Source organism: Cereibacter ovatus (assembly GCF_900207575.1).
GTDB lineage: Bacteria > Pseudomonadota > Alphaproteobacteria > Rhodobacterales > Rhodobacteraceae > Cereibacter_A > Cereibacter_A ovatus.
On the sequence record NZ_OAOQ01000012.1, the window covers coordinates 1 to 24118 of the forward strand.

The following is a 24118-nucleotide window of genomic DNA, read 5'->3' on the forward strand; positions in this document are numbered from 1 at the left end:
GAGCCGATATGCATCAGGTCCGCCGTCGAAAACGACCAAACCGCCCGCATATCCCTTCATCATCATCAATGTCAAAGAGCAATGAAGACAAAAAGAAACAAGCTCGCCAGTCTCCCAGCGATCCCGCCTCAATCCATCTCCAAATCCCAGAGCCAAACCGCAGCACCGCCGCAACCCAACCCCAAAAACCGTCGCCGTTCCGCTTCGGTGAGCCGCTATCTAGGGAACACACAAAAAACCCGCAAGAGGAAAACGCACCTGCGGCCCGATTTTTTTCCACTCGGTTCAAAAATTCCTACATATAGCCACCACGACACATAAAACACAAAATGTAGATCCATCTACCGGGATGCCCGCGCGGGACTTCCGATGGCCCGAACGGCCAGCAGGGCCAGCACCAAACCCAGATAGACCATCGGCTCGACCGGCCAGGCCTTCACCAGAAGCAGGAAATGCAGGGCTGCAAGCAGCGCCACAAGGTAGGTCAGGCGGTGCAGCCGGCCCCACGCCGCCGCCCCAAGGCTGCGAATCGCAAGGGTGTTCGAGGTCAGCGCCAAGGGACTCATCGCGACAAGGGCCGCCATGCCCAGCGTGATATAGGGGCGCTTGGCGATGTCGGCGCCGATCTCGGCCCAGCGGAATTGCAGATCCAGCGTCACCCAGACCGCCAGATGCAGGCAGGCGTAAAGGAAGGCCAGCAAGCCGACCGCGCGCCGGAACCGGATCAGATTCACCCCCGTCCAACGCCGCAGCGGCGTGATCGCAAGGCCCGCGACCAGAAACTGCAACGCAACCTCACCCAGTCGGTGCTCGATCACCTTCACCGGATCGATCCCCAGCCCGCCGGTCACGGCCTGCGCCACAAGGATAGCCAGCGGCACCAACCCCAGAGCATACAGCGCCCCGGTCGGCACCGGCCGAAGCGCCCCGTTGATGCGCTGCGCGATCATTCAGAAGTCCACCGCCAGATCCTGCCCGGCATAAAGCGAGGCGACCTGATCGGCATAGCCGTTGAAGGGCAGCGTATCGATCCGCGGCGCGAAGAACCCCGAACCGATCCGCCGTTCGCTGGCCTGACTCCAGCGGGGATGATCCACCGCCGGGTTCACATTGCTGTAAAAGCCATACTCGCGCGGATTGGCCATGTTCCAGCTGGTCTGCGGCATCTGATCGACAAGACGGATCTTCACGATGCTTTTGATCGATTTGAAGCCATATTTCCATGGCACGACCAGACGCAGCGGCGCGCCGTTCTGCTTCGGCAGCGGGTCGTCATAAAGCCCGGTGGCCAGAATCGTCAGCGGGTGCAGCGCCTCGTCCAGCCGCAGCCCCTCGCGGTAGGGCCAGTCAAGGATCGCCTGCCGCTGGCCCGGCATCTCGTCGGGGCGCATCAGGGTCTCGAAGGCCACGAATCGGGCTGCGGGCTGAACGCCCACGCGATCCAGCAGGGTCCGCAACTCGAACCCGATCCAAGGCACCACCATCGACCAGGCTTCGACGCAGCGCAGGCGGTAGATCCGTTCTTCCAGCGCGACGCCCTTCAGGATGTCGTCCAGCGGATAGCTGCCGGGCCGGTCCACAAGGCCGCCGATCTCGACCGACCACGGATCGATGGTCAGACCGCGGGCATGACGCGCGGGATCGGCCTTGTCAGTGCCAAATTCGTAAAAGTTGTTGTAGTTCGAGATTTCCTCGAACGTGTTCGGCTTCTCGTCGGTCGAGAAGCCCGCCGCAGACACCGGCCCGACCAGACCGATGGCCCCTGCCGCGGCGATGATCTGGCGTCGGTTCAGCCAGTCGGCCCTGGGCGTGACATCCGACCATCCAAGCTTGCGTTTCATGCGATCCCCCGGCTTTCGGCAAAGGTGCACCTTGGGCGGCGCAAGTCAAAGCCTCTGGCGATCACGATCCCGGGACAGCCGGGCACCAAGAGGCCCGCCCCCGGAAGGGCGGGCCCCATGGCTTAGTGCACCACCGCGTCCTGTGGCCTCTCGCGCCGCGAAGACGAGATGCGGTCGCCGATGATCAACCCATCCACGCCTGCGCCGACCGTCACGGTCGAACCATCCATCACGTCGCCGGCCAGGATCATCTCGGCCAGCGGATCTTGCAGATGGCGCTGGATCACCCGCTTCAGCGGGCGGGCGCCATAGACCGGGTCATAGCCCTCGTCGGCCAGCCATTGCTTCGCCGCCGCGTCCAGTTCCAGCGTGACCTTGCGCGTCGCAAGGCGTTTGCCCAGCAGACGAAGCTGGATCTCGACGATATGACCCATGTCGTCGCGCGACAGGCGGTCGAAGATCACCATCTCGTCCAGACGGTTCAGGAACTCGGGGCGGAAGTGACCGCGCACCGCTTCCATCACCGCCGCCCGCGCCGGGGCCGGGTCCGCGCCTTCCGGCAACTGGCTGAGGGCATAGGCGCCAAGGTTCGATGTCAGAATGATCAGCGTCTGCTTGAAATCGACCGTCCGGCCCTGACCATCGGTCAGCACGCCGTCATCGAGAACCTGAAGCAGCACGTTGAACACCTCGGGGTGGGCCTTTTCCACCTCGTCGAACAGCACGACCTGATAGGGCCGGCGCCGCACGGCCTCGGTCAGCACGCCGCCCTCGTCATAGCCGACATAGCCCGGAGGCGCCCCGATCAGGCGGGCAACCGAGTGTTTCTCCATGAATTCCGACATGTCGATGCGCACCATCGCCTGATCGTCGTCAAAGAGATATTCGGCCACCGCCTTGGTCAGTTCGGTCTTGCCGACGCCGGTCGGCCCAAGGAACAGGAAGCTGCCCAGCGGACGCCGCTCGTCGTTCAGCCCGGCCCGCGCCCGGCGCACGGCATTGGCGACCGCCGTCAGTGCCGGGCGCTGGCCGATCACCCGGCGGCCAAGTTCCTCTTCCATCTTCAGCAGTTTCTCGCGCTCGCCCTCCAGCATCTTTGAAGTCGGGATGCCGGTCCAGCGTTCCACCACCTCGGCGATCTGCTCGGGGCGGACCGCTTCCGATACCAGCATGTCGCCTTCGCGGGACTCGGACTCTTCCAGCTTCTTTTCAAGCTGGGGGATGACGCCGTAGGAAAGTTCCCCCGCGCGGGCAAGGTTCCCCTCGCGCTTGACCTGATCCAGTTCCGCCCGGGCACGGTCGAGTTGTTCCTTCAGGTCGCGCGCCACTTCCAGCTTGTCGCGCTCGGCCTGCCATTTCGCGGTCATTTCGGCCGCGCGCTGGGTCATCTCGGCCAAGTCCTTTTCCAGCTTGGCCAGCCGATCCTTCGAGGCCGCGTCATCCTCGCGCCGAAGCGCCTCGGATTCGATCTGCGCCTGAAGGATCTGGCGATCCAGCGCGTCCAGTTCCTCGGGTTTCGAATCAACCTCCATCCGCAGGCGGCTGGCGGCCTCGTCCACAAGGTCGATGGCCTTGTCGGGCAGGAAGCGGTCGGTGATGTAGCGATGCGACAGCGTCGCCGCCGCCACCAGCGCGGCATCCGCGATCTTCACCCCGTGGTGGAGTTCATACTTTTCCTTGATGCCGCGCAGAATCGAGATCGTGTCCTCGACCGTCGGCTCGCTGACCATCAGCGGCTGGAACCTCCGCGCCAGCGCCGCATCCTTCTCGACATGCTTGCGGTATTCGTCCAGCGTCGTGGCGCCCACGCAATGCAGTTCACCCCGCGCCAGCGCCGGCTTGATCAGGTTCGCGGCATCCATGGCGCCTTCGGATTTGCCCGCGCCGACCAGCGTGTGCATCTCGTCGATGAACAGGATGATCTCGCCCGCGGCCGAGGTCACCTCGTTCAGCACCGCCTTCAGGCGTTCCTCGAACTCGCCGCGATACTTGGCACCCGCGATCAGCGCGCCCATGTCGAGCGACAGCAGCCGCTTGTTCTTCAGGCTTTCCGGCACGTCGCCGTTCACGATGCGCAGCGCCAAGCCTTCCGCAATCGCGGTCTTGCCGACGCCGGGCTCACCGATCAGCACCGGGTTGTTCTTGGTCCGCCGCGACAGGATCTGCATCGAGCGGCGGATCTCGTCATCGCGGCCGATGATCGGGTCGATCTTGCCGTCGCGCGCCGCCTGCGTCAGATCGCGGGCGTATTTCTTCAGCGCGTCATAGCCTTCCTCGGCCGAGGCGGTGTCGGCGGTCCGGCCCTTGCGGATGTCGTTGATCGCCGCGTTCAACTTCTGCGCCGTGACCGCACCGGCATCCAGCGCGTCCTTGGCCTTGGATGCGACCATGGCCAGCGCCATCAGGATACGCTCCACCGGAACAAAGCTGTCGCCGGCCTTCTTCGCCAGCTTTTCGGCCTCGTCCAGCACGCGGACCAGACCGGGGTCCATGAAGGGCTGGGCGTCGCCCGTGACCTTCGGCAGCTTGGCGATGGTCAGCTCGACCGCTTCGGCCACGCGCGAGGGCTCGCCCCCCGCGCGGCGGATCAGATTCGAGGCCAGCCCCTGATCGTCATCCATCACCGCTTTCAGCAGATGTTCGGGCGCCAGCCGCTGGTGGCTTTCCCGCATCGCGATGGTCTGCGCGGCCTGAAGAAACCCGCGCGACCGCTCCGTGAACTTTTCCAGGTTCATCGGTCACTCCTCTCACAAAGCCCCCGGCGATCCCGCCCGACTGTCGGCACGGCCCTTCCCGGGTCTTGCCATTCAGGTGGTCGCGCCTGCGATGAAATTCAAGGATGCCGAGTCGCTCAAGCCCCGCTGTCGTGGCGTGTCAGCCGAACGCCTGCCAGCCCGCCAGCGCCGCCCCGGCCAATCCCGGCTCGGCCAATCCCGGCTTGGCCAGTCCCGGCTTGGCCTGCGCGGCGGGCAGCAGCAAGGCCGCGGGCGCAGGCCGCAGCACACGCCGGCGCACCGCCAGATCCAGCGCGGCGACCAGCGCATGGTCATTGGCGAGCCCCCCTCCCACCGGCACGACCGAGGCGCCCACCACATTCAGCACCATCGCCAACGGCCCGGCAAGCAGGTCAAGCCAGACCTCGACCGTTTCACGGGCCGCAGGCTCACCCTCATGCCATCCGGCCAGGATCTGCAGGCTTGTCGCCGTGCGCCCGGACAGATGCCGGTGCAACCGTTCGATCCCCCGCGCGCCGCCGACCGTGTCGATACAGCCGCGCTGACCGCAGCCGCAGGCGAAATGCGGCACATCCCGCCCAAGGGGCCGCTGATCCAGCACCGGCCCATGCCCCCACTCGCCCGCAAAGCCGCCCGCACCGGCGACAAGTCGGCCGTCGATCACCAACCCGCCGCCGACACCACTGCCCAGAATGACGCCAAAGACATTGCGATGGCCGCGGCCGACGCCTTCCAGCGCCTCGGCCAGCGTGAAACAATCGGCGTCGTTGCCGATCCAGACCGGCAGGCCCAGCACCTGACGCAGATCCGCGCCCACCGCGCGCCCGTTCACCGCCGGCAGGTTGGCCGCGACAAGGCGGCCGTCGGCCGGGTCCACCACGCCGGCAATCGAGATCGCGACCGCGCTTGCCGCTTTCGGCAGCAGGCCAGCCACGGCGGTGGCGAAGTCTGGAAACGTCACGGGCATCGGCGCTTCGCCGCAAGGCGTCAGCCGGCCGGGGGCCGGGGCGCAAGCGGCGCGGATGCGCGATCCGCCGATATCGAAGGCGACAAGCATACCCCCTGATAGCAGCCAAGGGCCGCGCGCGGAATCCCCGGCTTGACAGCGGCCCTGCCCCGCCTCATCACCCGCCCGACCGCGCAAACGAGGACGGCTTGTCCCTCACCTCGCGCGCGCGCCCGAGACCCATCACCCGCGCAATCGCGCAAAGGAGGAACCCATGGCCGACGACCGCCTGATCGTGGCACTTGATGTGCCCAATGTCGTGCAGGGGCTGGATCTTGCGCAGCGGCTGGGCGACTCGGTCTCGTTCTACAAGATCGGGCTGGGGATGCTGACGGGCGGCGGCCTTGCCCTTGCGAACGAGCTGAAGCAAGAGCACGGCAAGCGAATTTTCCTGGACATGAAGCTGTTCGACATCGGCGCCACCATCGAGGCGGCGGTGCGCGGCTTTTCGCGGTTCGAGATCGACTTTCTGACCGTTCACGGCGATCCGCAGGTGGTGCGCGCCGCGGCCGAAGGGCGGGCCGGCAGCGGGCTGAAGGTGCTTGCGGTGACAGTTCTGACCTCGCTTGACCGGGCGGATCTGGATGCAAACCTGATCCGGGCCGGAGACGTGGCCGAAATCACGCTGGAGCGTGCGGCCCGCGCGCTGGAGGCGGGCGCCGACGGCGTGATCGCCAGCCCGCAAGAGGCGGCCGCGATCCGGGCACTGCCGCAGGCGGCGGGCCGGCTGATCGTGACACCCGGCGTCCGCCCCGCAGGCGCGGCGCATGGCGACCAGAAGCGGGTGGCCACGCCCGCGCAGGCGATCGGAAGCGGCGCGGATCATATCGTGGTGGGCCGGCCGATCTGGCAGGCCGCCGATCCGCGGGCCGCGGCGCTTGCCATTCAGGCAGAGCTTGCGGCCCGCGGCTGAAGCGTCAGTCGGCCGGCGACGGCAGAGCGTCGGGCGCAGTCGCGTCCGGGGTTGAGGTTCCGGCCCTCGGATCTGTCACGGTGTCCGGGATTGCGGTTCCGGGGGCGGGGTCCATCACGGCGGGGGGCGTGACGGTGTCGGGCGCAGCCGTCGGGGCGGACTCGGGGGGTGCGGTGCTTTCGGTTGCCGAAGGTGCCGTCTGGATGGCGGCATCGTCATCCACCGCTGATCCGCCAAAGACGAACCACAGCACCAGCGCCACGACCGCAATGGCGCCAATGACATACCACATCGTATTTGATCCGCGTTTGGTCGCCACGGTCCGGTCAGCAAGGGTCCGGGGCGGCGGGGTCGGCCCCGGGTCGCGTCGATAATCTGACATCAGATCCTCCTTCCTCTTGTTGCCAAGGGAACGAAGTCCGATCCGCCGGGTTCCTCACCCTCCACGGCCGGGCGGCGGAATGCCGCCAGACCCGGGCATGTCAGTTGTCGTTGATGTCCCGGTTCCAGATCTTCACCGAGCCACCCGGAAGCCCGAAGACCTTCCGCATCGCGACCCACGCCCCCAGCGACACCAGCGCAAAGATCACCAGAAGCGCCGGCAACCCCGCCTTGATCCCCAGCCAGAGCAACACGCCGGTGGTCACGCTGCCCACCGCGAATCCGAGGAACAGAAAGCCGGGCAGCACCAGTTCGGCCATGCCGATCAGCAGGCCCGCGACGATCCACACCCACCAGACGGTCCAGATCATGGCTTGCCCTTCAACATGCGGAAGGCGTCGCCAAAGGCGTCCATCGCTGCCGCCGGAACCAGAATCACCTGCTTGCCCTCGCCCTTGCCGACCGCGGTCAGCGCCTCGACCTGTTTCAGCGCCACCTGATACTGCGCCGCTTCAAGCCCGTTGTCCCGGATCGCCCCGGAAATGACGCCGGTGGCATAGGCCTCGGCATCGGCCAGCACGCGGCGGGCCTTCGCCTCTTGCTCGGCAGCGTAAAGCTCGGCGTCGGCGTTCAGTTCCACCGCGCGCTTGCGGCCCTCGGCCTCGGTCACCAGTGCCCGGCGGGCGCGCTCGGCGTTCAACTGCTGAAGCATCGCCGCACGGGTGGCATCGTCAAGGTTGACATCCAGCACCTCGGCCCGCGTCACCTCGATCCCCCAGTCGTCCACCATCGCGGCGACCTGCTCGCGCACCTTGGCAATCAGATCGGCACGGTTCGACTGCACCTGATCCAGTTCCAGCTTGCCGATCTCGCTTCGGACGATGCCGGCGACGGTTGTGGCAATGGCGGCATCGACATCGCGAATCCGGTAGACGGTCTTTTCCGGTTCGGTGATGCGGTAGAACACGCTGGTTTCCACCTTTACCAACACGTTGTCGGCGGTGATCGCGTCCTGCATCGCGTTGGGCAGCTGCCGTTCAAGGATCGAAATCCTGTGCGCCACCACGTCAAGGAAGGGCACGACGAAGTTGATCCCCGGCCCCAGAACCGCACGCAGGCGGCCGAACCGTTCCACCACATGTTTCTCGGACTGCGGCACGATCCGCACGCCAAGAAAGATGCACAGGATCAGAAAGGCCGCCAGCGCCAGCAGGACGGCATTGCCGCCGATGAAATCCGTAGGCTCCATGTCTTTCCCCTTGCTCTTGTCCGCCCTTGATGCCGCGAAGGCCGGCGCGGCGCAAGAATGGCGGCAAATCCTGAAGAAATGCCTGACGGCTACCCGACCGCCCCGGCAGCGGCTATGATCGCGCCATGCCCGCGCTGTGCAAAGACTGCCTTGCCATGTTCGACGGCGGCCACCGCTGCCCTGTCTGCCGTTCGCCGCGCGTGGCGGCCCACCCGGACCTGTTCGCGCTGTCCATCGCGCATATGGATTGCGACGCCTTTTACGCCAGCGTCGAGAAACGCGACGATCCCTCGATCCGCGACCGGCCGGTGATCGTCGGCGGCGGCACGCGGGGCGTGGTATCGACCTGCTGCTATATCGCGCGCATCTTTGGCGTGCGTTCGGCGATGCCGATGTTTCAGGCGCTGAAACTGTGCCCCGAGGCCGTGGTGGTGAGGCCGCGGATGGAAGTTTATGCCGCCGTCTCGCGGCAGGTGCGCGCGATGATGGAGGCGATGACCCCCGCGATCGAGCCGCTGTCGCTGGACGAGGCGTTTCTGGACCTGTCGGGCACCGCGCGCCTGCATGGCGCCCCGCCCGCGGTGATGCTGGCGCGGCTGCTGCGCCGGATGGAGACAGAACTGGGGATCAGCGGCTCGGTCGGGTTGTCGCACAACAAGTTTCTGGCCAAGATCGCCTCGGATCTCGACAAGCCGCGGGGGTTTTCGGTGATCGGGCGGGCCGAGACGGCGGATTTCCTGCGCGACAAGCCGGCTCGCATCATCTGGGGCGTCGGCTCCGCAACCCAAGGCGCGCTGGAACGGGCCGGCATCCGCACCATTGCCGATCTGTTGCGCTGGGACCGGCAGGATCTGGTGGCCCGCTTTGGCCAGACCGGCGAGCGGCTGTGGCATCTGGCCCGCGGCGAGGATGCCCGGCCCGTCCAGCGCGATCACACGGTGAAGTCGATCTCGAAAGAGACGACATTCCATGACGATACCGCCGATCCCGATATTCTTGACGGCCATCTGTGGCGGCTGGCCGAACAGGTGTCGGACCGATCGAAGGCCAGGGGCCTTGCCGGGCGAACGGTGACGTTGAAGCTGAAACGGGCGGATTTCGCGCAGATCACCCGCCGTCATGCGCTGGCCGAGCCGACACAATCGGCCGACCGGCTTTACCGCGAGGCCCGTGCGCTGTTCGACGCCGCAGGCGCGCGGGGGCCGTTCCGGCTGATCGGTGTGGGCCTGGCGGATCTGGCGCCGGCGGGGGCGGCCGATCTGACACAGGATCTGCTGGACCCGGGGGCGGCGCGGCGGATGGCGGCGGAACGTGCGACCGATGCGATCCGCGCCCGGTTCGGGCGGGATGCGATCATCAAGGGCCGGTCGTTGCGCTGATCACTCGGCCGCAAGCGGCAAGGCCCGGCGCCCGATGCCGGCGATTTCGGCCACCACGCCGGACATCAGCGCCGCAAAGGCGGCAAAGCCGGCGCTGCGCTCGATCCGGGCCTCGTTCATGTAAAGCGAGCGGTCGACCTCGATCTGCACCACATGCTGATTGCGCAGGGGGCGGCCATAAGCCTGCGCGATATAGGCGCCCGCGAAGGGGGCGTTGCGCACGACCCGCAGACCGGCATCGACAAAGGCCGTCTCGATCCGGTCGACCACTGCCCGCCCCGCCGCGGCACCGAATCGGTCGCCCAGAACCACCTCGGGCGTGGGCTGGCCCGGACGGGCGTGGGTTTCGATCGCCTCATGCGGCATCGAATGGCAGTCGACCAGAACCGCTTGCCCGAACAGCCGCATGCTTTCCTCGATCAGGTCGCGCAGCGCATGGTGATAGGGGGTCCAGTAGCGCGCGATCCGGCCTTCGGCCTCGTGCAGCGACATCTTGCCCCGGTAGATCGCCCGCCCGTTGGCGACGACGCGGGGAATCACCCCCAGCCCGGAACTGATCCGCGGATTGTGCGCCGCACGAGAGACGCCCTCGATCAGCGCGGGGTCAAGCTCGTCCGCGGCGCGGTTCATGTCGACATAGGCCCGCGGCACCCGCGCGGCCAGAAGGGGCGCCCCGGCAGCAGGGGCCGAGGCGAAAAGCTCGTCCACGAAGGCGTCTTCCGACGACCGCATCATGCGTTCATCAAGAATCGTTCGCCCCAACAGAGACGACGGATAATCCCGCCCGCTGTGAGGCGAGGAGAAGATCACCGAAGTGTCACGCCGCTGCGGGCGGGTCAGCGTATAGGCGTCCGATGTCATGGGTCTCCCTTCACCCGCCCGACTGTGCTTCATTTTCCGGCGTGTCGAAACCCCTTGAACAGCCCGCCGACTCTATTTATAGAGCCCCCACCGACGCGGAACGAACCGCGCCATGGCCTTCGGGTCGGCGGCGGTCGGAACCCTGTCACAGTGGGCGGTTAGCTCAGCGGTAGAGCACTACGTTGACATCGTAGTGGTCACTGGTTCGATCCCAGTACCGCCCACCATTTCACCGCCCCCGGCTTCGGGGGCATCGTTTTTTCAAGGCGCACGCGCGCCGCGAAAGGGAGAAGAGAGATGAAGGTTGCGAACTCGCTCCGCTCGCTCAAGCTGCGCCACCGCGACTGTCAGGTCGTGCGCCGCAAGGGCCGCGTCTATGTGATCAACAAGACGCAGAAGCGCTACAAGGCCCGTCAGGGCTAAGCGCGCCCGCTCGTGGGACAGACAAGGCCGCCCGGGATCGCCCGAGGCGGCCTTTTCCATTCCGTGGCGCGGCCGTTGCCAGCGCCACCGCGGCGCCCTACCCTGACCGCCCGCCCGGCACGGCAACCGCCCGTCGCCGCCATCCGTCAGGAGATCCGGCCCATGCGCCTTTACATCTCGTCCACCTCGCCCTTCGTCCGCAAGGTCATGGTCGTGCTGCATGAAACCGGGCTGGCGGATCGGGTGGACCGACTTGCGGTCGGCGGCACTCCGGTCGATCCGGGCAGCCTGCCGCTGGGCAAGATCCCGGTGCTGGAACGCCCCGACGGGCCTGCGCTTTACGACAGCCGGGTGATCTGCCGCTATCTCGATTCGCTGACGGGGGCCGGGCTTTACCCCGAGGAGCCACGGCTGTGGGATGCCCTGACGCTTGAGGCGACGGCCGACGGGATTCTGGAAGCCGCGGTGCTGATGGTCTACGAGACGCGCACCCGGCCCGAGAATCTACGCTCTGTTCCGTGGGTCGAAGGTCAGTGGGCCAAGATCGCCCGCGCGCTGGATGCGGTCGAGTCGCGCTGGATCAGCCACCTCTCCGGCCCGCTCGACATTGGCCAGATCGCGATCGGCTGCGCGCTGCCCTACCTGGATTTCCGGCACGAGTCGCGCGACTGGCGCGCCGGCAGGCCCGCACTCGCGGCATGGGAGAGGACGTTTTCCGCCCGCCCCGCCATGGTCGCCACAGTGCCCGTCTGACAAGCACGAACCCGGCCGAAAGCAGTCTGGAAGCCCTCGAAATACTCAACTTTCGCGGCCCAGTGCGCGCGTTTGTCCGCTGGACGAAAGGGCCATCTGCGACTAGAAACCGCGAGGCAAGGCTGCGCTTGGGCGCGGCCCCATCATCTTGTGGGCCTGCATGCGGCCCGAGGAAGGGAGAAGTTCTCGTGTCCAACGCAGAAGACCACGCAGGCACCCGGAGGGATTTCCTGTATTACGCCACGGCAGGTGCCGGGGCGGTGGCCACCGGGGCCGCCGTCTGGCCCCTGGTCAATCAGATGAACCCCTCGGCCGATGTGCAGGCGCTCTCCTCGATCTTCGTGGACGTCAGCTCGGTCGAACCGGGCGTGCAACTTACGGTGAAGTTCCTCGGCAAACCGATCTTCATCCGTCGCCGGACCGAAGCCGACATCGCGCTTGGCCGCTCGGTCCAGCTGGGCGAACTGGTGGACACCAATGCCCGCAACGCCAACATCGACGCGACCGCCGACGCATCCGACGCGAACCGCACCCTCGACGAGGCGGGTGAGTGGCTGGTGATGTGGGGCGTCTGCACCCACCTCGGCTGCGTGCCGATCGGTGGCGTGTCGGGCGACTTCGGCGGCTGGTTCTGCCCCTGCCACGGCTCGCACTACGACAGTGCCGGCCGGATCCGCAAAGGCCCCGCCCCTGAGAACCTGCCGATCCCCGTCGCCAAGTTCATCGACGAAACCACTCTCCAGCTCGGGTAAGGAACAGCAGCATGTCCGGAATCCCCCACGACCATTACGAGCCCAGGACAGGCGCCGAGCAGTGGCTCCACCGCCGGCTGCCCATCGTCGGGCTGCTTTACGACACCATCATGATCCCCACGCCCAAGAACCTGAACTGGATGTGGATCTGGGGCATCGTGCTGATTTTCTGCCTTGTCCTGCAGATCGTCACCGGCATCGTTCTGGCGATGCACTACACCCCGCATGTCGACCTGGCCTTCGCCTCGCTTGAGCACATCATGCGCAACGTGAACGGCGGCCACATGCTGCGCTACCTGCATGCCAACGGCGCCTCGCTGTTCTTCATCGCGGTCTACCTGCACATCTTCCGCGGCCTCTACTACGGCAGCTACAAGGCCCCGCGCGAGATCACCTGGATCATCGGGATGCTGATCTACCTTGCGATGATGGCCACAGCCTTCATGGGCTATGTGCTGCCGTGGGGTCAGATGTCGTTCTGGGGCGCCACCGTGATCACCGGCCTGTTCGGCGCGATCCCGGGCATCGGCCAGACCATCCAGACCTGGCTGCTCGGCGGCCCGGCGGTGGACAACGCCACGCTCAACCGCTTCTTCTCGCTGCACTATCTGCTGCCCTTCGTGATCGCCGCGCTTGTTGCGCTGCACATCTGGGCCTTCCACTCGACCGGGAACAACAACCCGACCGGCGTCGAAGTCCGCCGCACGTCGAAAGCCGAAGCGCAGAAGGACTCGCTGCCGTTCTGGCCCTACTTCGTGATGAAGGACCTGTTCGCGCTGGCCGTCGTGATGCTGGTGTTCTTCGCCATCGTCGGCTTCATGCCGAACTACCTCGGCCACCCCGACAACTACATCGAGGCGAACCCGCTTTCGACGCCTGCGCACATCGTTCCGGAATGGTACTTCCTGCCGTTCTACGCGATCCTGCGTGCCTTCACCGCCGACGTCTGGGTGGTGCAGATCGTTCAGTTCGTGACCTTCGGCATCGTCGACGCCAAGTTCTTCGGCGTGCTGGCAATGTTCGGCGCGATCGCGGTCATGGCGCTGGCGCCGTGGCTGGACACCTCGCCGGTGCGGTCGGGCCGCTACCGCCCGAAGTTCCAGATCTACTTCTGGCTGCTCGTGGCCGACTTCCTGATCCTGACCTGGGTGGGCGCGCAGCAGACCGAGTTCCCGTATGACTGGATCTCGCTGATCGCCTCGACCTACTGGTTCGCTTACTTCCTCGTCATCCTGCCCGTGCTTGGCGCGATCGAGAAGCCGCTGCCTGCCCCGGCGACCATTGAGGAAGACTTCAACGCCCACTACTCGCCTACCTCCGGCGGCACGAAAACGGTCGTGGCCGAGTAAGGGAAAGGACATCCAGATGATCCGCACATTCACCCTCTCCGCGGCCACCGCCCTTGCCCTTTCGGGCGGGGCGGCCCTGGCGGCCGGCGGCGCCCACGTCCATGACGTCGACTTCTCGTTCGAGGGTCCGTTCGGCACCTTCGATCAGCATCAGCTTCAGCGTGGCCTTCAGGTCTACACCGAGGTCTGTTCAGCCTGCCACGGGATGAAATATGTCCCGATCCGCTCGCTGTCGGACAAGGGTGGCCCCGAGCTGCCGCCGGATCAGGTGCGCGCCTATGCGACCCAGTTCACCGTGGTGGACGAAGAAACCGGCGAGGATCGTGAAGGCAAGCCGACCGACCACTTCCCGGTCTCGCAGCTTGAGAACGCCCCCGACCTGAGCCTGATGGCGAAGGCGCGTGCCGGCTTCCACGGCCCGATGGGCACCGGCCTCAGCCAGCTGTTCAACGGGATGGGCGGGGCCGAGTACATGTACTCGATCCTGACCGGCTTCCCGGATGAGGTGCCGGCCTGCGCCGAAGGCAACGAACCGGACGGTTTCTACTACAACGAGGCCTTCCCGAACGGCGGTATCCCTGACAGCTGCAAGGACGCCTCGGGCAAGTCGAAGATCGCCGGAAGCTGGATCGCGATGCCGCCTCCGCTGATGGATGAACTGGTGGAATATGCCGACGGCACCGTGGCCACCGTTCCCCAGATGGCCGAGGACGTCGCTGCCTTCATGATGTGGGCGGCCGAGCCGAAGATGATGGCGCGCAAGCAGGCCGGCTTTACCGCCGTCGTGTTCCTGACCGTGCTGTCGGTGCTGCTGTACCTGACCAACAAGCGGGTCTGGGCCAGCGTCAAGGGCGACAAGAAGAAGGCCTGATCCGGCCACATCCATCTAGGATGGCGTGACATGACGAAAGGCCCGCTTCGACAACGAAGCGGGCCTTTTCCGTATCGGCATGGTGCCGAACCGTCGCCCGGCAGATCGATCGCCCCGGCACATCGCGCGTCCAATCGCGCGTGGCAACTGATCGCCATGGGACCACCTGCGCGCCCCCGCGCGGCGGTCGCCGCCCGCATCCAGAGCAAGCGTGTAGACCAGCCCCCCGCGCGGCACAGCCTTGACAGGCCCCCCGGGCCGCCCTTCCCAGGGCGGCGCAGCACGCGCACCACAAGACGCTATCGCCCCCCCCAGTTGGCATCCGTCCGGGCTGTGCGCGCACCCCGGCTGTGAAGCGGCGCTGACGGGTGCGGGCGGCTGCCCCCCTTGCAGCGCAAGGGGCGGATCATAACGGTCCGGGGCGATCAAACGATCCCGCCCGGATCGAGCCGATTGCGGTTCCGGCGCGGCGATCACGGGGAACTGCGCACCCCGTCATCGTTGCGGGAAAGGATCAAGGACCACCGCCAGCAAAGCAAAAGGCCTGACGATCTCTCGTCAGGCCTTGTTTTTGTCACTCAAGCCGGCCGTGGCAGTGCTTGAACTTCTCGCCCGAACCGCAGGGACAGGGATCGTTCCGCGAGGGGTTGCCCCAGCTTGCCGGCTCTGATTCGTCGAAACCGGCGGCAGCAAGAACGGGCGCAGCCGCCGCCACCTGCGGCTGGGACGTGGGCTGGGGCACGGCAGCGGGCGCGTCGCGCTGCTGGTCAAGGAACTGCCGCATCATCGCCTGCTGCTCGTCCTCGGTCAGCGGGCGGACCTGCACCAGCTTCTGCGTCACATCCTGCCGTAGCGAATTCAGCAGCGATTCGAACAAGGCGAAGGCTTCGGTCTTGTATTCCGACAGCGGATCGCGCTGAGCATAGCCGCGGAAGCCCACGACCGAGCGCAGATGTTCCAGCCGCAACAGATGCTCGCGCCACTTGGCGTCGATGGTCTGAAGCAGAAGCTGCTTCTCGATCGAGCGCATGGTCTCGGGGCCGAAGGCACGGGTCTTTTCGACCATCATCGCATCCGAGGATTCACACAGCCGGTCGCGAATGATGTCCTGATCGACGCCTTCTTCTTGCGCCCATTTCGCCAGCGGCGCGTCCAGACCAAGCTTGTCCAGCACCGCGGCCGACATGCCCACGATATCCCACTGGTCGGCATAGCTGCGCGGCGGCATGAACTGATCGATCAGATCGTCGATCACCTGATAGCGCATGTCCTGCGCGATCTCGGACAGGTCTTCGGCTTCCATGATCTCAAGCCGCTGACTGAAGATCGCCTTGCGCTGGTCGTTCATCACATCGTCGAACTTCAGCAACTGCTTGCGGATGTCAAAGTTGCGGCCTTCGACCTTGGCCTGCGCCTTTTCCAGCGACTTGTTCACCCACGGGTGGATGATCGCCTCGCCTTCCTTCATGCCAAGGGTCGACAACACCTTGTCCAGCCGGTCAGAGCCGAAGATCCGCATCAGGTCGTCTTCAAGGCTGAGGAAGAACGACGAGCGTCCCGGGTCGCCCTGACGGCCCGAGCGGCCGCGCAACTGGTTGTCGATCCGGCGGGATTCGTGGCGTTCGGTGCCAAGCACGAACAGGCCGCCGGCCTCGATCACCTGACGCTTTTCCTCGGCGTGTTCGGCCTCGATCCGGGCGCGGATCTCGTCGGGATGCGCGGTCGGGTCGGCGGCCAGCGCCTGCATCACCTTCATCTCGACGTTGCCGCCCAACTGGATATCGGTGCCGCGGCCGGCCATGTTGGTGGCGATGGTCACCGCGCCCAGCTTGCCGGCATCGGCCACGATCTGCGCTTCCTGTTCGTGCTGCCGCGCGTTCAGGACATTGTGCGGAATACCCACCGCCTTCAGAAGTTCCGAAAGCGTCTCGGATTTGTCGATCGAGGTGGTGCCGACAAGGATCGGCTGGCCGCGGTCGTGGGCTTCCTTGATCGCGGCCACGATGCCTTCGTGCTTTTCTCGCGCGGTGCGATAGACGGCATCGTGTTCGTCGATCCGGGCGACGGGGCGGTTCGTCGGCACCTCGACCACGCCAAGACCGTAGATCTGCATGAATTCCTCGGCCTCGGTGGCCGCGGTGCCGGTCATACCGGCCAGCTTTTCGTAAAGCCGGAAATAGTTCTGGAACGTGACCGAGGCGAGGGTCACGTTTTCGGGCTGGATCGTGACACCCTCTTTCGCCTCGATCGCCTGATGCAGACCATCGGACAGGCGCCGGCCGCGCATCATCCGCCCGGTGAATTCGTCGATCAGCATGATCTCGTCATCGCGGACGATATACTGCTGGTCGCGGGTGAACAGCCGGTGCGCGCGAAGGCCCTGGTTCACATGGTGAACGATGGTCGTGCTTTCGGGATCGTAAAGCGACTGGCCCTCGGGCAGCAGGCCCACCTCTTGCAGGCGGCGCTCGATGAATTCGTTGCCGTCTTCGGTAAAGGTGACGTTGCGCGACTTTTCGTCCAGCTTGAAGTGGTCTTCGGTCAGTTCCGGGATCAGCTTGTCAACCGTCTGGTAAAGGTCGCTGCGGTCCTGACTGGGCCCCGAGATGATCAGAGGCGTCCGCGCCTCGTCGATGAGGATCGAGTCAACCTCGTCCACGATGGCAAAGAAATGGTCGCGCTGCTTCATCTCCTCTTTCGAGGATTTCATGTTGTCGCGCAAATAGTCGAAACCAAGTTCGTTATTCGTCGAATAGGTGATGTCGGCCTTGTAGGCGGCCTTCTTTTCCTCTTCCGGCTGATAGGGATAGACCACGCCGGTGGTCAGCCCCAGCGCGCCATAGACCTTGCCCATCCATTCCGCGTCGCGCTTGGCCAGATAGTCGTTCACGGTGACGACATGAACCCCCTTGCCCGCCAGCGCATTCAGATAGGCCGGAAAGGTGGCGACAAGGGTCTTGCCCTCGCCAGTCTTCATTTCGGCGATGTTGCCCTGATGCAGGAAGATCCCGCCTTTCAGCTGCACATCGAAGGCGCGCAGGCCAAGCGCGCGGCGCGCGGCTTCGCGGCAGTTGGCAAAGGCTTCGGGCAGCAGATCGTCAAGGCTTTCGCCGCCGTCCTGCACCCGGCGCTGGAACTCGGCGGTCTTGTCCTTGATGCCCTGATCGGTCAGGGCCTGAAATTCTTCTTCAAGCGCGTTGATGCGCGCAACAAGCGGCCTGACGGACTTTACCTTGCGGTCGTTGGGCGTTCCGAAGACTTTGCGCGCGAGAGTTCCGAGACCCAGCATGTTTTCTCCGCCTGGTCGTTCCTGACAAGCCAAGTGATCTTGACATGATCGTGTGACGCACGAGCCTTGCCCCGCATCCCCGCCATCCCCTAGAAGGACGGAAAGCCCGGCCCCGGCTCACGCGACCTGAGCGATGTAAGGGGATGCCGGTGTCAAGTCAACGTCGCGCGACCGCGCGCCCGTTCAGGAGAAGGTGAGAATGGCGAAGATTGCAAAGTTCTGGCGCGGCGCATCCCTTGCGGCGATCTGCGCCGTGGCGCTGGCCGCGCCGGTCCGGGCGGCAGATCCCACCGCCGATACGGTCGTGGCCACGGTGAACGGCCAGAATATCACGCTGGGCCACATGATCGCCCTGCGCGCCGGTCTGCCGGAACAGTATCAGGGCCTGCCCGACGACGCGCTGTTCAAGGGCATTCTGGAACAGCTGGTGCAGCAGGCCGCTTTGTCGCAGGCCATCGAAGGCTCTGTCACCAAGCGCGACCTGCTGTCGCTGGAGAACGAACGCCGCGGCTTCCTGTCGGCGGTCGCGCTGCGCAAGGTGGTCGAAGCGGCGGTGACCGACGAGGCGCTTCAGGCCGCCTATGACGCCCGCTTTGCCGACGCGGCGCCGCAGACCGAATACAACGCCTCGCATATCCTTGTGGAAACCGAGGAAAAGGCGAAAGGGCTGAAGGCCGAGATCGACGGCGGCGCCGATTTCGCGCAACTGGCGCAGGAACATTCCTCGGACGGGGCGGCGGCCAATGGCGGCTCTTTGGGGTGGTTCGGTCTGGGCATGATGGTTAAGCCGTTCGAGGATGCGGTTGTGGCGATGAAGCCCGGCGAGGTTGCCGGCCCGCTTCAGACCCAGTTCGGCTGGCATCTGGTGAAGCTGAACGAGACCCGGATCGCCGACGCCCCCACCCTTGACGAGATGCGCGACGAGTTGGCCTCGCAGATCGAACAAGAGGCCGTCAACTCCCATATCGAGGCCGTGACGGCCAAGGCGACGGTCACACGCCCCGGCGAGGGGATTGACCCGGCCGTGCTTCGGAAGGAAGAACTGCTCAACTGAGCAGCAACCGGGGGCACGGGCATGGGCAAGACCGACTGGAAAGCCGAGGCAAAGGCGCTGAAGAAAAAGGTGGCCAAGCTGAAGGCACAAGCGAAGGCCGCGCCCGAGGCCGCGGTGACACCGGCCAAGATGGTCTCGCCGCTGGCGCCCGAAGCCTTCCCCGCCCTGCCGGTGATCGGCGGGGTGGAATTTGCCGCGGCCGAGGCCGGCGTGCGCTACCGGAACCGCAAGGATGTGATGCTGATCCGCCTTGCGCCCGGCACAACGATGGCGGGGGTGTTCACGCGCTCGTCCACCCGGGCGGCCTGCGTTCTCGACTGTCAGGCGAAGATCGGCAAACCGTCCGAGGCCGGCGCCGCGATCATCGTGAACTCTGGCAATTCCAATGCCTTTACCGGCGCGGTCGGGGTTGAGGCCGTGACCGCCGTCACCGGCGGCGTGGCCGAGGCGCTGGGGCTGCCAAGCGACCGGGTGTTCTCATCCTCGACCGGGGTGATCGGCGAGCCGCTGCCCCATGACCGCATCACCGCGAAGATCCCCGACCTTGTGGCCGGCCTTGCCGAAGACGCCATCGAAATGGCCGCCCGCGCCATGATGACCACCGACACCTTCCCCAAGGGGGCGTCCGCCGTGGTGCAAGGCGACGGCGGCGAGATCCGCATCGCCGGGATCGCCAAGGGATCGGGGATGATCGCGCCCGACATGGCAACGATGCTGGTCTATATCTTCACCGACGCAAAGATCGCCCAGCCGCTCTTGCAAAAGATGCTGTCGCGGCAGGTCGAGGCCACGTTCAACGCGATCACCGTGGACAGCGACACGTCAACCTCGGACGCGCTGTTGCTGGCGGCGACGGGGACCAGCCCGGCCGCGGAACTGAACGGCCGCACAAAACCCGGGCGCGAGTTCGAGGCGGCACTGGCCCGGGTGATGCTGGATCTGGCACAGCAGGTTGTGCGCGACGGCGAAGGCGCGACGAAGTTCGTCGAGGTCCGCGTGACCGGCGCCGCCACCGTCGAGGATGCCCACAAGGTTGCCATGGCCATCGCCAATTCGCCGCTGGTCAAGACCGCCATCGCCGGGGAAGATCCGAACTGGGGCCGCATCGTCATGGCGGTGGGCAAGTCCGGCGCAGCGGCCGATCGCGACCGGCTGTCGATCCGGTTCGGTGACATCCTTGTGGCGGCGAACGGCTGGCGCAGCCCCGACTATCGCGAAGAGGACGGCGCCGCCTACATGAAGCGGTCGGAACTGGTGATCGCTGTCGATCTGGGGCTTGGCGCGGGCACGCGCACGGTCTGGACCTGCGATCTGACGCATCGCTACATCGACATCAACGCCGACTACCGCTCGTGAGGGTCGTTCTGGTTTCCGCCGTCGCCCTGATCGACGGCGACGGCCGGGTGCTGCTGGCGCAGCGCCCGGAAGGCAAGTCTCTGGCCGGGTTGTGGGAGTTTCCGGGCGGCAAGGTCGAAGCCGGCGAAACGCCCGAAGCCGCGCTGATCCGCGAGTTGAAAGAGGAACTGGGGATCGACACCAAGGCAAGCTGCCTTGCCCCGCTGACCTTCGCCAGCCACAGCTATGATGATTTTCACCTGCTGATGCCGCTGTTCGCCTGTCGGCGGTGGGAGGGGATCGCCCAGCCGCGCGAGGGGCAGCGCCTTGCCTGGGTCCGCCCGCAGGCGCTGCGCGATTACCCGATGCCCCCCGCCGACCTGCCGCTGATTCCCGTTCTGCGCGACTGGCTTTAGCCCCACACTGTGGCAAACGGGTATCATTCGTTCATATGCCGCACCTCATTTAGGCTCTACGACCAAGATCGTGAGTGTTTCCGTATCGAGTTAAGACTAATCTGAAACCGGGGAAACTTGCTTCTTTGGGGGAAAGCAGATGCTCGGAACGATTACAATCGGAAGTTGCGTTTCGGTTCAGGGCCTTGTTGTCGGCCAGCTTGCAGATGGCAAGGTGGTTGTGCGTGTCGATGAAAAGAACTTCATCGGCTACCCGATTCCATCGAAACGCGTCGCCTGATCCAACATCAGGCAACCAAAAAGGAAAAGGCCGGGCTTTCGCCCGGCCTTTCTTTTGTCTGAGGGCAAGGTCAGGCCAGCTTGCGCTGGACCTCCTCGCGTTCGAAGATTTCGATGACGTCGCCGGGGCGGACGTCTTCATAACGTTCAAAGGCCATGCCGCATTCCTGACCGGACTGCACTTCCTTGACCTCGTCCTTGAACCGCTTCAGCGTCTTCAGCGTTCCCTCGTGGATCACCACGTTGTCGCGCAGCAGACGCACGCCGGCCGACCGACGCGCCACACCTTCGGTGACAAGGCAACCCGCGACCATGCCGACGCCGGTGATCTTGAAGACCTCCTTGATCGCGGCGTAGCCGATGAAATGCTCGCGCACTTCGGCCTTCAGCAGCCCCGAAGCGGCCTTTTTCACATCGTCCACAAGATCGTAGATCACGCTGTAATAGCGGATCTCGACGCCCTTCTGGCTCGCCGACTGCCGCGCCGAGGCGTTCGCCCGGACGTTGAAGCCGATGACGGCAGCCTGCGAGGCCTCGGCCAGACCGATGTCGGATTCGGTGATCGCACCGACCCCATAGTGCAGCACGCGAACGCGAACCTCGTCGTTGCCGACCTTTTCCAGCGCCTGCACGATCGCTTCGGCCGAGCCCTGCACGTCGGCCTTGATGACCACCGGCAGTTCCGACACGTCCAGATCGGCCTTGGCCTTCGCCATCAGCTGTTCCAGCGTCGTCGCCGCGCCCGCCGCCGCACGCTTGTCGCGCGCCGCTTTCTCGCGGTAGTCGGCAATCTCGCGGGCCTGTGCTTCGGTCTCGACCACGTTCAGCACGTCGCCGGCTTCCGGGGTGCCGCTCAGGCCCAGCACTTCGACCGGAACCGAGGGGCCGGCCTCGTCCACACGCTCGCCCTTGTCGTTGATCAGCGCCCGCACCTTGCCCCACTGCTGCCCGACAACGAAGATGTCGCCGCGCTTCAGCGTGCCGTGCTGCACCAGAACCGTCGCCACCGGGCCACGGCCGACATCCAGCTTCGCCTCGATCACCGCACCCTGCGCCGCCCGTTTCGGGTTGGCGCGCAGATCCAGAAGTTCAGCCTGAAGCGCAATGTTTTCAAGCAGTTCATCCAGACCCAGCCCGGTCTTGGCCGAGACTTCGACATCAAGCACATCGCCCGACATCTTCTCGACGATCACTTCGTGCTGAAGCAGATCGGTGCGCACCTTGTTGGGATCCGCCTCGTGCTTGTCGATCTTGTTGATCGCGACGATCATCGGCACCTTCGCAGCGCGGGCGTGCTTGATCGCCTCGACCGTCTGCGGCATCACCGCATCGTCGGCCGCCACCACCAGCACCACGATATCCGTCACCTGCGCGCCACGGGCCCGCATCGAGGTGAAGGCCGCGTGACCGGGCGTATCGAGGAAGGTCAGAACCGCGCCACTGTCGGTCTTGACCTGATAGGCGCCGATGTGCTGCGTGATGCCGCCCGCCTCACCCGAAACCACGCTGGTCTTGCGAATCGCGTCCAGAAGCGAGGTCTTGCCGTGGTCGACGTGCCCCATGATCGTAACGATCGGCGGGCGCGGCAGAAGATCCTCTGCCTTGTCCTCGACCGTATCGATCACATGTTCAACGTCGGCATCCGACACCCGGACAGCACGGTGGCCGAATTCCTCGATCACCAGTTCGGCGGTGTCGGCATCGATGGACTGGTTCATCGTGACCATCATGCCCATCTTCATCAGGGCCTTGACCACGTCGGCTGCGCGTTCCGCCATGCGGTTCGCAAGTTCCTGCACCACGATGGTTTCAGGAAGCTGCACGTCGCGCACCTGCTTTTCGGGCTTCGAGCCGAAGCCCATCGCCTTCTGCCGCGCCTTTTCCTGCTTGCGCTTCATCGCCGCAAGCGAGCGCGTGCGCCCGCCTTCGCCCGACAGGGCCTCGTTCAGCGTCAGCTTGCCCGAACGGCGCGAATCATCTTTTTTCGTCGCGCGGTCACGCTCGACCTCGCGTTCGCGTTCCTTGCGCGACGGCGGCAGACCCGGCTTGGCCGAGGTCGGCGCAGAGGCGCGCGACTCGGTCGCTTCGGGCTGCGACGGGGCCGAGGCGGCGGGCGCGGCCGGCGCACGCTTGGCCTCTTCGGCGCGGCGGGCGACCTCTGCGGCTTCCTTGCGGACCCGCTCTTCCTCTTCCGCCTTCAGGCGCAGCGCCTCGACGCGCTCGCGCTCTTCGCGCTCTTTCGCTTCAAGCTCTTCGCGGCGACGCTGGCGCTCTTCCTCGCGCTGACGTTCTTCTTCCTCGCGGCGCTTGGCATCTTCGACCTCGCGCAGCTTGGCCGCGCGAAGCGCCGCAAGACGGCGCTCCATCTCGGCGTCCGAGATACCAGCGGGCCGCTTGGCGGGGTCACCCAGATGCGACGCCGAGCCGGTGGTCGTCGAAGACCCCGCGGCACCCGGCTTCGGCACGACCACGCGCTTGCGTTTCGTTTCGACCAGGACGCTCTTGGTGCGGCCGTGGCTGAAGCTTTGCTTCACCTGGCCCGAACGCGAGCCGCCACCCAGGCCGAGGGGTTTCTTGCCGTCTGTATCGCTCATGCGTCTTTCGTATCCCTTCCGGCGGCCCTGCCGCCGATCTGCCCGCGAAGCCCGGCCAGTCTGGCCGCTTCCTCTACAACGCGCGTCGTGAGTCCACCAGCCGCGAGCGCGCCGTGTATCGCATGTTCACGGCCGAAAGCCAAACCCAATTCCCGGGCAGTCAGACAACCTATGAACGATCTCTTGCCTTCCGGGGGGTGCAGCTTCGATTTGCCGCGTTCCGACCCGTCGCTGGCCTGGATGAGAACTTTCGCCTCATCCTTGGACAGCCAGTCCTTCACCTTCTCGTATCCGGCCACCGCTTCACCCGCCTTGCGGGCAAGAGAGATCAGATCGATCACCCGTCGGGCGAGTTGCGCCTCGACCAGATCAACCAGCCCGTCCGGCACCTTCACCGGCTGGCGTGCGGCGCGGGCAAAAAGGCCCTTTGCCGCAGCCTTCTCGATCGCCTTGCGGTCGGCCGAGACATACATGCCCCGCCCCGGCAGCCGCCCGAGCACATCGGGCACCACCTGTGCGTCCGGGCCAAGGCCGAACCGGATCAGACCGGCTTTCGGCTGGCTTTCGCCCGTGGCAAGACAGCGCCGTTCCGGCTCGTCCCGCATATCGTCCCGGCCCCCACGGGTCATCGGATCTGC

Annotated in this window: 23 protein-coding genes and 1 tRNA gene; 13 read left to right on the forward strand and 11 right to left on the reverse strand. The window is 65.6% G+C overall.

What is annotated here, in order from left to right:
* Positions 1–305: hypothetical protein (locus tag CRO07_RS18930; RefSeq protein WP_204840014.1), on the forward strand; the 305-nt coding region annotated here is incomplete at its 5' end.
* 36 nt (positions 306–341) lie between these two features.
* Here CRO07_RS18930 and msrQ read toward each other — a convergent pair.
* The 4 genes from msrQ to CRO07_RS12410 all read right to left on the reverse strand — a co-directional run bounded on the left by msrQ (position 342) and on the right by CRO07_RS12410 (position 5633).
* The gene (msrQ, locus tag CRO07_RS12395) at positions 342–950 is read right to left on the reverse strand and encodes a protein-methionine-sulfoxide reductase heme-binding subunit MsrQ (RefSeq protein ID WP_097031007.1); all 609 of its coding nucleotides are present in this window, start codon (positions 948–950) and stop codon (positions 342–344) included.
* The gene (msrP, locus tag CRO07_RS12400; protein ID WP_097031008.1) at positions 951–1841 is read right to left on the reverse strand and encodes a protein-methionine-sulfoxide reductase catalytic subunit MsrP; all 891 of its coding nucleotides are present in this window, start codon (positions 1839–1841) and stop codon (positions 951–953) included.
* Between the two features lie 122 nt (positions 1842–1963).
* Complete coding sequence (gene clpB / locus CRO07_RS12405; RefSeq protein ID WP_097031009.1) at positions 1964–4576, reverse strand: ATP-dependent chaperone ClpB; 2613 nt, start codon at positions 4574–4576, stop codon at positions 1964–1966.
* Positions 4577–4715: 139 nt separating this feature from the next.
* Positions 4716–5633 (reverse strand): ROK family protein, encoded by a 918-nt coding sequence (locus CRO07_RS12410; RefSeq protein WP_097031010.1) that lies wholly within the window; start codon positions 5631–5633, stop codon positions 4716–4718.
* A gap of 163 nt (positions 5634–5796) precedes the next feature.
* Between CRO07_RS12410 and pyrF the strand changes: the two genes are divergently transcribed.
* The gene (gene pyrF / locus CRO07_RS12415) at positions 5797–6495 is read left to right on the forward strand and encodes an orotidine-5'-phosphate decarboxylase (protein ID WP_097031011.1); all 699 of its coding nucleotides are present in this window, start codon (positions 5797–5799) and stop codon (positions 6493–6495) included.
* A 4-nt stretch (positions 6496–6499) separates the two neighbouring features.
* Here the strand turns inward: pyrF and CRO07_RS12420 are convergent, their stop codons facing one another.
* The 3 genes from CRO07_RS12420 to CRO07_RS12430 all read right to left on the reverse strand — a co-directional run bounded on the left by CRO07_RS12420 (position 6500) and on the right by CRO07_RS12430 (position 8125).
* On the reverse strand, positions 6500–6877 hold the full coding sequence (locus CRO07_RS12420; RefSeq protein ID WP_097031012.1) for a flagellar basal body-associated FliL family protein: 378 nt from the start codon (positions 6875–6877) through the stop codon (positions 6500–6502).
* 100 nt (positions 6878–6977) lie between these two features.
* Positions 6978–7247 carry an NfeD family protein gene (locus tag CRO07_RS12425; protein ID WP_097031013.1) on the reverse strand — a complete coding sequence of 90 codons (270 nt, stop codon included), beginning with the start codon at positions 7245–7247 and terminating at the stop codon, positions 6978–6980.
* Complete coding sequence (locus CRO07_RS12430; RefSeq protein ID WP_097031014.1) at positions 7244–8125, reverse strand: SPFH domain-containing protein; 882 nt, start codon at positions 8123–8125, stop codon at positions 7244–7246. The genes CRO07_RS12425 and CRO07_RS12430 overlap by 4 nt, the downstream gene beginning before the upstream one ends.
* Before the next feature lie 125 nt (positions 8126–8250).
* On the opposite strand from CRO07_RS12430, the gene CRO07_RS12435 reads away from it, so the two are divergent.
* On the forward strand, positions 8251–9504 hold the full coding sequence (locus CRO07_RS12435) for a DNA polymerase IV (protein ID WP_097031015.1): 1254 nt from the start codon (positions 8251–8253) through the stop codon (positions 9502–9504).
* Here the strand turns inward: CRO07_RS12435 and CRO07_RS12440 are convergent, their stop codons facing one another.
* Positions 9505–10365 (reverse strand): N-formylglutamate amidohydrolase, encoded by an 861-nt coding sequence (locus tag CRO07_RS12440; RefSeq protein ID WP_097031016.1) that lies wholly within the window; start codon positions 10363–10365, stop codon positions 9505–9507.
* 152 nt (positions 10366–10517) lie between these two features.
* Here CRO07_RS12440 and CRO07_RS12445 point away from each other — a divergent pair.
* The 6 genes from CRO07_RS12445 (at position 10518) to petC (ending at position 14513) form a co-directional block, all read left to right on the forward strand.
* A tRNA-Val gene (locus CRO07_RS12445) sits at positions 10518–10592 on the forward strand.
* A gap of 70 nt (positions 10593–10662) precedes the next feature.
* Positions 10663–10788: a type B 50S ribosomal protein L36 gene (ykgO, locus tag CRO07_RS12450; protein ID WP_002722020.1), complete on the forward strand. Its 126-nt coding sequence runs from the start codon at positions 10663–10665 to the stop codon at positions 10786–10788.
* 162 nt (positions 10789–10950) lie between these two features.
* Positions 10951–11541, forward strand: coding sequence for a glutathione S-transferase (locus CRO07_RS12455; RefSeq protein WP_097031017.1), 591 nt, complete (start codon positions 10951–10953; stop codon positions 11539–11541).
* A 188-nt stretch (positions 11542–11729) separates the two neighbouring features.
* Positions 11730–12293: a ubiquinol-cytochrome c reductase iron-sulfur subunit gene (gene petA, locus CRO07_RS12460; protein WP_097031018.1), complete on the forward strand. Its 564-nt coding sequence runs from the start codon at positions 11730–11732 to the stop codon at positions 12291–12293.
* 11 nt (positions 12294–12304) lie between these two features.
* On the forward strand, positions 12305–13642 hold the full coding sequence (petB, locus tag CRO07_RS12465; protein WP_097031019.1) for a cytochrome b: 1338 nt from the start codon (positions 12305–12307) through the stop codon (positions 13640–13642).
* 16 nt (positions 13643–13658) lie between these two features.
* The gene (gene petC / locus CRO07_RS12470) at positions 13659–14513 is read left to right on the forward strand and encodes a cytochrome c1 (RefSeq protein WP_097031020.1); all 855 of its coding nucleotides are present in this window, start codon (positions 13659–13661) and stop codon (positions 14511–14513) included.
* A 574-nt stretch (positions 14514–15087) separates the two neighbouring features.
* Here the strand turns inward: petC and secA are convergent.
* Positions 15088–17802 (reverse strand): preprotein translocase subunit SecA, encoded by a 2715-nt coding sequence (gene secA / locus CRO07_RS12475; protein ID WP_097031021.1) that lies wholly within the window; start codon positions 17800–17802, stop codon positions 15088–15090.
* 199 nt (positions 17803–18001) lie between these two features.
* Here secA and CRO07_RS12480 point away from each other — a divergent pair, with 199 nt between their 5' ends.
* The 4 genes from CRO07_RS12480 to CRO07_RS12495 all read left to right on the forward strand — a co-directional run bounded on the left by CRO07_RS12480 (position 18002) and on the right by CRO07_RS12495 (position 20887).
* Complete coding sequence (locus tag CRO07_RS12480) at positions 18002–18856, forward strand: peptidylprolyl isomerase (protein ID WP_097031022.1); 855 nt, start codon at positions 18002–18004, stop codon at positions 18854–18856.
* Between the two features lie 21 nt (positions 18857–18877).
* The gene (gene argJ / locus CRO07_RS12485; RefSeq protein ID WP_097031023.1) at positions 18878–20212 is read left to right on the forward strand and encodes a bifunctional glutamate N-acetyltransferase/amino-acid acetyltransferase ArgJ; all 1335 of its coding nucleotides are present in this window, start codon (positions 18878–18880) and stop codon (positions 20210–20212) included.
* On the forward strand, positions 20209–20607 hold the full coding sequence (locus tag CRO07_RS12490) for a (deoxy)nucleoside triphosphate pyrophosphohydrolase (RefSeq protein ID WP_097031024.1): 399 nt from the start codon (positions 20209–20211) through the stop codon (positions 20605–20607). Before argJ ends, CRO07_RS12490 begins: the two co-directional genes overlap by 4 nt.
* A 139-nt stretch (positions 20608–20746) precedes the next feature.
* Positions 20747–20887: a hypothetical protein gene (locus CRO07_RS12495; protein WP_097031025.1), complete on the forward strand. Its 141-nt coding sequence runs from the start codon at positions 20747–20749 to the stop codon at positions 20885–20887.
* Between the two features lie 70 nt (positions 20888–20957).
* Here CRO07_RS12495 and infB read toward each other — a convergent pair whose 3' ends face one another.
* Entirely contained in the window at positions 20958–23480 is a 2523-nt protein-coding gene (infB, locus tag CRO07_RS12500) for a translation initiation factor IF-2 (protein ID WP_097031026.1), read from the reverse strand.
* The gene (locus CRO07_RS12505) at positions 23477–24109 is read right to left on the reverse strand and encodes an RNA-binding protein (protein WP_097031027.1); all 633 of its coding nucleotides are present in this window, start codon (positions 24107–24109) and stop codon (positions 23477–23479) included. The genes infB and CRO07_RS12505 overlap by 4 nt, the downstream gene beginning before the upstream one ends.
* Positions 24110–24118: the final 9 nt, after the last annotated feature.

What these genes read in the sequence shown, in the direction of transcription:
- msrQ (WP_097031007.1), bottom strand. Translation starts at nt 950, where the DNA reads ATGATCGCGCAGCGCATCAACGGGGCGCTTCGGCCGGTGCCGACCGGG.
- msrP (WP_097031008.1), bottom strand. Translation starts at nt 1,841, where the DNA reads ATGAAACGCAAGCTTGGATGGTCGGATGTCACGCCCAGGGCCGACTGG.
- clpB (WP_097031009.1), bottom strand. Translation starts at nt 4,576, where the DNA reads ATGAACCTGGAAAAGTTCACGGAGCGGTCGCGCGGGTTTCTTCAGGCC.
- CRO07_RS12410 (WP_097031010.1), bottom strand. Translation starts at nt 5,633, where the DNA reads ATGCTTGTCGCCTTCGATATCGGCGGATCGCGCATCCGCGCCGCTTGC.
- pyrF (WP_097031011.1), top strand. Translation starts at nt 5,797, where the DNA reads ATGGCCGACGACCGCCTGATCGTGGCACTTGATGTGCCCAATGTCGTG.
- CRO07_RS12420 (WP_097031012.1), bottom strand. Translation starts at nt 6,877, where the DNA reads ATGTCAGATTATCGACGCGACCCGGGGCCGACCCCGCCGCCCCGGACC.
- CRO07_RS12425 (WP_097031013.1), bottom strand. Translation starts at nt 7,247, where the DNA reads ATGATCTGGACCGTCTGGTGGGTGTGGATCGTCGCGGGCCTGCTGATC.
- CRO07_RS12430 (WP_097031014.1), bottom strand. Translation starts at nt 8,125, where the DNA reads ATGGAGCCTACGGATTTCATCGGCGGCAATGCCGTCCTGCTGGCGCTG.
- CRO07_RS12435 (WP_097031015.1), top strand. Translation starts at nt 8,251, where the DNA reads ATGCCCGCGCTGTGCAAAGACTGCCTTGCCATGTTCGACGGCGGCCAC.
- CRO07_RS12440 (WP_097031016.1), bottom strand. Translation starts at nt 10,365, where the DNA reads ATGACATCGGACGCCTATACGCTGACCCGCCCGCAGCGGCGTGACACT.
- ykgO (WP_002722020.1), top strand. Translation starts at nt 10,663, where the DNA reads ATGAAGGTTGCGAACTCGCTCCGCTCGCTCAAGCTGCGCCACCGCGAC.
- CRO07_RS12455 (WP_097031017.1), top strand. Translation starts at nt 10,951, where the DNA reads ATGCGCCTTTACATCTCGTCCACCTCGCCCTTCGTCCGCAAGGTCATG.
- petB (WP_097031019.1), top strand. Translation starts at nt 12,305, where the DNA reads ATGTCCGGAATCCCCCACGACCATTACGAGCCCAGGACAGGCGCCGAG.
- petC (WP_097031020.1), top strand. Translation starts at nt 13,659, where the DNA reads ATGATCCGCACATTCACCCTCTCCGCGGCCACCGCCCTTGCCCTTTCG.
- secA (WP_097031021.1), bottom strand. Translation starts at nt 17,802, where the DNA reads ATGCTGGGTCTCGGAACTCTCGCGCGCAAAGTCTTCGGAACGCCCAAC.
- CRO07_RS12480 (WP_097031022.1), top strand. Translation starts at nt 18,002, where the DNA reads ATGGCGAAGATTGCAAAGTTCTGGCGCGGCGCATCCCTTGCGGCGATC.
- argJ (WP_097031023.1), top strand. Translation starts at nt 18,878, where the DNA reads ATGGGCAAGACCGACTGGAAAGCCGAGGCAAAGGCGCTGAAGAAAAAG.
- CRO07_RS12495 (WP_097031025.1), top strand. Translation starts at nt 20,747, where the DNA reads ATGCTCGGAACGATTACAATCGGAAGTTGCGTTTCGGTTCAGGGCCTT.
- infB (WP_097031026.1), bottom strand. Translation starts at nt 23,480, where the DNA reads ATGAGCGATACAGACGGCAAGAAACCCCTCGGCCTGGGTGGCGGCTCG.
- CRO07_RS12505 (WP_097031027.1), bottom strand. Translation starts at nt 24,109, where the DNA reads ATGACCCGTGGGGGCCGGGACGATATGCGGGACGAGCCGGAACGGCGC.